Below are 636 nucleotides of genomic sequence, written 5' to 3'. Positions count from 1 at the left end.
CCCCAGGTACACCAGGCCCACCCCCACCCCTCGAGGCACGCGCCAGCGCTCCAAGGCCCGCACGATGGGCGCGGCCAGGTAGGCAAAAGCGGAGGCCAAGGCCAGGGTGACCAGCGCCCCCCGGGCCCCGCCCAAAAGCCAAGACAGCCCTTGCAACAAAAGGTAAGCCAACAGGGCATACACCGCTAGCCGCACCCAAAGAACCTTCCACACCTCGAGCAAATCCTGGCGCATCGGCTAATACGATACCCCAGGTGCGGTTGAGCAGCCCAAGGGCTTATCATCTGGCCATGCGCAGGTGGGCGCTTGCCCTGGCAACCCTGCTGGCCTCTGCTCTAGCCCAGCCCCCTCGGGAGTTCGCGCTGCGCTTTGAGCAGGCCTGGCGGCTGGTCAAAGAACGCTACTACGACCCCCAGCTCAAGGGGGTGGACTGGGAGGGGGTTGGCCGAACCTACCGCCAGCGGCTGCCCGAGGTGCAAAGCTGGGAGGAACTATACCGGTTGTTGGACGAGATGTACGCCGAGCTCAAGGACGCCCACTCCCGGGTGCTCAACCCCCAGGAGGCCCAGCGCTACTTGGGCCGGGTGGCGTGCCTACCTCTGCCCTTTAGGGAGGAAGAGCCGCCACCCACCCCCC

At 66.4% G+C, this 636-nt stretch carries 2 pseudogenes; one reads left to right on the top strand and one right to left on the bottom strand.

Annotated features, from left to right (window positions below):
• Positions 1 to 234 (bottom strand): annotated as a pseudogene (locus tag Mlute_RS15425) (AI-2E family transporter); the annotation flags it as partial.
• A 56-nt stretch (positions 235 to 290) separates the two neighbouring features.
• Between Mlute_RS15425 and Mlute_RS15420 the strand changes: the two are divergent.
• A pseudogene (locus Mlute_RS15420) lies at positions 291 to 636 on the top strand (S41 family peptidase); the annotation flags it as partial.

The organism is Meiothermus luteus, from assembly GCF_003574085.1.
Classification (GTDB): Bacteria; Deinococcota; Deinococci; order Deinococcales; family Thermaceae; genus Meiothermus; species Meiothermus luteus.
The sequence above is the reverse complement of the archived record's forward strand: the minus strand, read 5'-3'. Positions and strand labels throughout refer to the sequence as shown.